This is a genomic window from Aminiphilus sp. (assembly GCF_029975095.1).
Taxonomy (GTDB): domain Bacteria; phylum Synergistota; class Synergistia; order Synergistales; family Aminiphilaceae; genus Aminiphilus.
On sequence record NZ_JARKPW010000117.1, the window covers coordinates 1 to 4,292 of the forward strand.

At 56.7% G+C, this 4,292-nt stretch carries 5 protein-coding genes; all 5 read right to left on the reverse strand.

Translation table 11 applies throughout. The features are described 5' to 3' along the window. A partial coding sequence (locus Q1K49_RS07000; RefSeq protein WP_300524411.1) for a CarD family transcriptional regulator occupies positions 1-1,414 on the reverse strand: 1,414 nt, incomplete at its 3' end. 281 nt (positions 1,415-1,695) lie between these two features. Further along, positions 1,696-2,268: an aminoacyl-tRNA hydrolase gene (pth, locus tag Q1K49_RS07005; RefSeq protein ID WP_300524414.1), complete on the reverse strand. Its 573-nt coding sequence runs from the start codon at positions 2,266-2,268 to the stop codon at positions 1,696-1,698. Between the two features lie 6 nt (positions 2,269-2,274). After that, a complete protein-coding gene (locus tag Q1K49_RS07010; RefSeq protein ID WP_300524418.1) occupies positions 2,275-2,922 on the reverse strand; it encodes a 50S ribosomal protein L25 in 648 nt (215 codons plus the stop codon). Between the two features lie 65 nt (positions 2,923-2,987). Continuing rightward, on the reverse strand, positions 2,988-3,956 hold the full coding sequence (locus Q1K49_RS07015) for a ribose-phosphate pyrophosphokinase (RefSeq protein WP_300524421.1): 969 nt from the start codon (positions 3,954-3,956) through the stop codon (positions 2,988-2,990). After that, positions 3,956-4,292: DapH/DapD/GlmU-related protein (locus tag Q1K49_RS07020; protein WP_300524423.1), on the reverse strand; the 337-nt coding region annotated here is incomplete at its 5' end. The genes Q1K49_RS07015 and Q1K49_RS07020, both read right to left, overlap by 1 nt.

Below are 4,292 nucleotides of genomic sequence, written 5' to 3' on the forward strand. Positions count from 1 at the left end.
CCCTCTTCACGTCCTGGATGGCCTTGAGCTGATCCGCCGTTTCGTCGAAGGGAAACGCCCGTTCGAAACGGGAGAGCATTTCTCCGTCGGGAGGAAACGGAAAACCTTTCGCGAGCTCGCGCTCCGCATAGATGCGCACAAGTTGTTCCGCCGCTTCGCGTGTTCTTTCTCTCGCCCGCTCCAGGGCTTTTTTCCAAGCGCTTCCCTTGAGCGAATCGAGACTTGGAAGAGTTTCTCCCGAAAAGGGATGGGAGGTGATTCGGGGGAAATGCGTCATCGGAACCAGGAGGCGTTTTTCGTTGGCGAACTCTAAAACCATGTATTCTTGGGCATTGTCTCCGCTCCCGAGAGCCTGCATACCTCGATAGACGGCGACACCGTACTCCTCGTGAATGACGAATTCTCCTGGAAGAAGGCGTTCCTTCCATTCCCTGGGTACACTGTACCAGGCGTTCCGACGGAGTGTCGGAGAGACACCGGACAATTCCGTGTCCGTCAGAAAGACAAGGGCGTTTTCGTCATCCACGAATCCTCTCGAAAGAGGTCTCCTCCGTATTTCGAGTCCCCGTTCCTTTGCCCATTCCAGAACAATTTCCGAGGTCGAACAGACATGTACCCGCATGGAGTGTTCTTTCCATGCGGCAACCTGCACCTCCACGTCGTCCCATCTTCCACGGAAGGACGGCACTTCCCGAACACGCCAGCGAAGATCACCCTGTCCGAGTATTCTGGAAAGACGAAGACGCCGAAAAGAACTCAGGCGTAAATAAACACTTTGCCACGTTGGGAGAGAGGGCAGCTGGACCTGCTCTCGAAGCCCGTCCCAAAGCCACAGGTAGGACTCTCCTTGTTTTTCAAGTTCCTTGGGCTCCACGAAGAGAACGGAGAGGTCGGAGGGGAGTTCGGAGAAGAGAGACTGGCGCTCCGCCGAAGTGGAGGAAATCCCCTGGAGAAAAACGGAGGAAAGGTTCGAAACACTCCGCTGATTCTCTGGAGAAAAGTGACGAAGGCTCTCCAGCGTGTCGTCGAACAGTTCCATGCGAACGGGAAATCTCTGTATCGGATCGAATACATCGATAATACTTCCCCGCAGCGCAATCTGTCCGGGAGCCCACACCAGATCAACCCGTCGGTACCCTTCAGCCGAGAGCCACTGCAACAACGCTTCGCGATCCACGGTGTGCCCGACATGCAGTTCCCACTGGGATTCCCCGAAGAGAATCGGGCCCATGAGGCTTCCCGGCGTGGCCGCCAGGAAGCCGCCTTTTCGCTTCCACGTACGCAGCAACTCGCCGCGTTGCACCAGAAAGGGGCGGTTCGTCGCTCCCTCCGTTGTAAGGGGGAGCTCCCGAAGTTCAAAGACGGCAGCATCCTCGAAAAGCGTTTCTCTGTCCTCGCAGAAATGCCCCTGCAAGCGAACATCCGGGAGCACGACAAGGCACGCAACGTCATTCGGACCGCACATCCAGGGAAGTGCCGCGTCCGCTACCGGTGCGTGAACGGAAATGCCTTTCGACCAGCAAACGGCATCGAGCGAAAAAAGATTCTTCGGCGAGCTGCCGCGAAAACCGAACCCTTGCATCGTTGCGTCCGGGCTCTCTCAGAAAGACATCGTGGCGAGGACGACCTCGCCACGATCAAAAAAAAAGGACATCGAACCTTCGTGCATGTGTCCCTCTCAGACAGGTCCTCTCTTCATTTCGGCGGATGAGCATTGACGGCGCTCATCGCCTTTTCGAACCCTTTCTCGATCAGGAATTCCACCGCATCCGCCCCTTTGAGAATGAACGCAGGAAGCACCTCGCTCTCGTCCGGGCGAAACCGTTCCGTGACATACGAAACAAGGTTCGCTCCCGGAGGAAGAGGTCCCACTCCCATGCGCAATCTGGGAACGTCGAGAGTTCTCAATGCCCCGAGGACCGAGGCCATGCCGTTGTGTCCTCCGGCGGATCCTCTTTCGCGAAGGCGCAAGGTCCCGAAGGGCAACGCGACATCGTCGAAGACGACAAGAAGTTTCTCCAACGGAAGCCGAAGGTAGCCCATGAGTGCGCCAACTGCCCTGCCGCTGAGGTTCATGTAGGTCATGGGCTTGAAAAGCAGCAGACCTTCTCCGTGAAGTGTCCCCTTCCAGAGGGCTCCGTGATGTCGTAATTGCGGTGTGCCGAAATGATGCCGGGAAACGAGCTCGTCCACCACCATCCACCCGACATTGTGCCTCGTGAAGGCATACTCGATTCCCGGATTGCCCAACCCCGCGACAACCCACACGGAAGATTATTCCTCTTTGGCTTTGCCCTTCTGCACGACCTCGACTTCCATGCTCCCCGCGGTTCCAGGCGCAGCCTCCGCCTCAACCCGGGGTTCCGCGACAAGCACAAGGACTTCGTTCGGGTCCGTCAACAGGGAAGCGCTTTCCGGCAACGCACACTGTTTCGCGGAAATGCTTTTACCAAGTTGCAATTGTGCCACATCCACCTCGATCGCATCGGGAATCTCCCGAGGAAGGACCTCGATTTCCACTTCGCGGGCAACGACTTCCAGCACGCCCCCTGCTTTGACGCCCACACAGCTTTCCTTGTTGACGAGCACCACGGGAACAGCGATACGCACCTTCTGCCCCTTGATCATCTGGTAAAAATCGACATGGAGGATATGGTCCGTCAGCGGATCACGCTGCAGATCCCGGATGAGAGCCATTTCCATTTTCCCGTCGGGCATTGTCGCGTCGATACGCAAGGTCTCCCAGTGAGAATGACGGAGCTGCATCGTGAGAGGCCGCTCCTCCAGTTTCACGGGAAGTCCCTCGGGGTAGTCGTGTCCATAGAACACGGCAGGAAGATAGCCGATCTTTCGAAGCTTTTTGTTCGTTTCTTTCCCGGTCGTTTCCCGGCTTTCCAGGTTGAGGGAGACAAAGTTGGACATTGGGTTTTCCTCCTTATTTCTCGTATGTCTCTTGCCCTACGGTGCTGCAGGTGATCGCCCCGCCGCTACCGGAACAAAATGCTGACGGAATGGTCGGAATGGATTCTGCTGATTGCCTCCGCCACGAGAGACGCGATGGAAAGCTGGATAATCTTATCCAACTTCTTCTCCGGTGGCAACGGTATGGTGTTCGTGAAAACGACCTGGTGGATGGGGGAATTTTTCAAGCGTTCCACCGCCGGTCCCGAAAGTACGCCATGGGTGGCACAGGCAAAAACCTTCTCAGCGCCTCTTTCCAGCAATGCCTGAGTAGCCTGCACCAGTGTTCCGGCCGTGTCCACAATGTCGTCCACCAGAACAACCACTTTATCTTTCACGTGCCCGATGATCTCAAGGACTTCGCAGTAGTTCGCCACCTCGTGGGAACGTCTTTTGTCGACAATGGCCAAGTCGGCATTGAGGTGCAACGCAAACTGACGGGCCCGCACGACTCCTCCGATATCCGGGGAGACAACGACGACGCGCTCCTCGTTCAAAGCATCCCGGAGCGTTTCCTTGAAATAGGAAGCGAGGAGCGGGATGCCCGTAAGATGATCTACGGGGATATCGAAAAATCCCTGAATCTGTCCCGCGTGAAGATCCGTGGCCACAAGTCTGTGCGCTCCGGCGGTCTGTATCAGGTTGGCTATAAGTTTGGCCGTAATGGGCTCCCGAGCCTTGGTTTTCCTGTCCTGGCGAGCATAGCCGAAATAAGGAGTGACGACATTCACACGATAAGCGGACGCTCGTTTCAGGGCGTCCACCATGATGAGAAGTTCCATCAAATTTTCGTTCGTAGGAGAACAGACGGGCTGAATGACGAACACATCCGCTCCGCGAACGCTTTCTTCAATGGAGACACCTATTTCCCCGTCGGAAAAACGAAAAATCTTCGAGGCGGCCACGGGAACCCGCAAATGATCCCCAACTTCCTGTGCGAAAGCGGGGTTCGCGGAACCGGTGAGGATTTTCAGCTCCCTCAGGCGCGTGACCATCAGCTTTTACCTCCTTCCGTGACATCGTTTCCAGACGATCCTGCTTTGCGCGCTCTCCATCCCGGAATGTTTCGCTGACGAGCTCTGCCGACGGCCAAAGCCCCTGCGGGGACATCTTCAGTGATGACCGATCCTGCGCCCGTCATGGATCCTTCGCCCAGTTCGACGGGAGCCACAAGCATGGTGTCGCTCCCGATGAAACAGGCGTCACCGATGATGGTCCTGTTCTTTTTCACACCGTCGTAGTTGCAGGTGATGGTGCCGGCCCCGATGTTGCTGCCCGCCCCCACCTTGGCGTCGCCAAGGTAGGTCAGGTGGCCGGCCTTGGCCCCCTTG

Excerpts from the sequence above, each read along its gene's own strand:
- Q1K49_RS07015 (WP_300524421.1), bottom strand. The coding sequence starts at position 3,956 with ATGGTCACGCGCCTGAGGGAGCTGAAAATCCTCACCGGTTCCGCGAAC.
- Q1K49_RS07010 (WP_300524418.1), bottom strand. The coding sequence starts at position 2,922 with ATGTCCAACTTTGTCTCCCTCAACCTGGAAAGCCGGGAAACGACCGGG.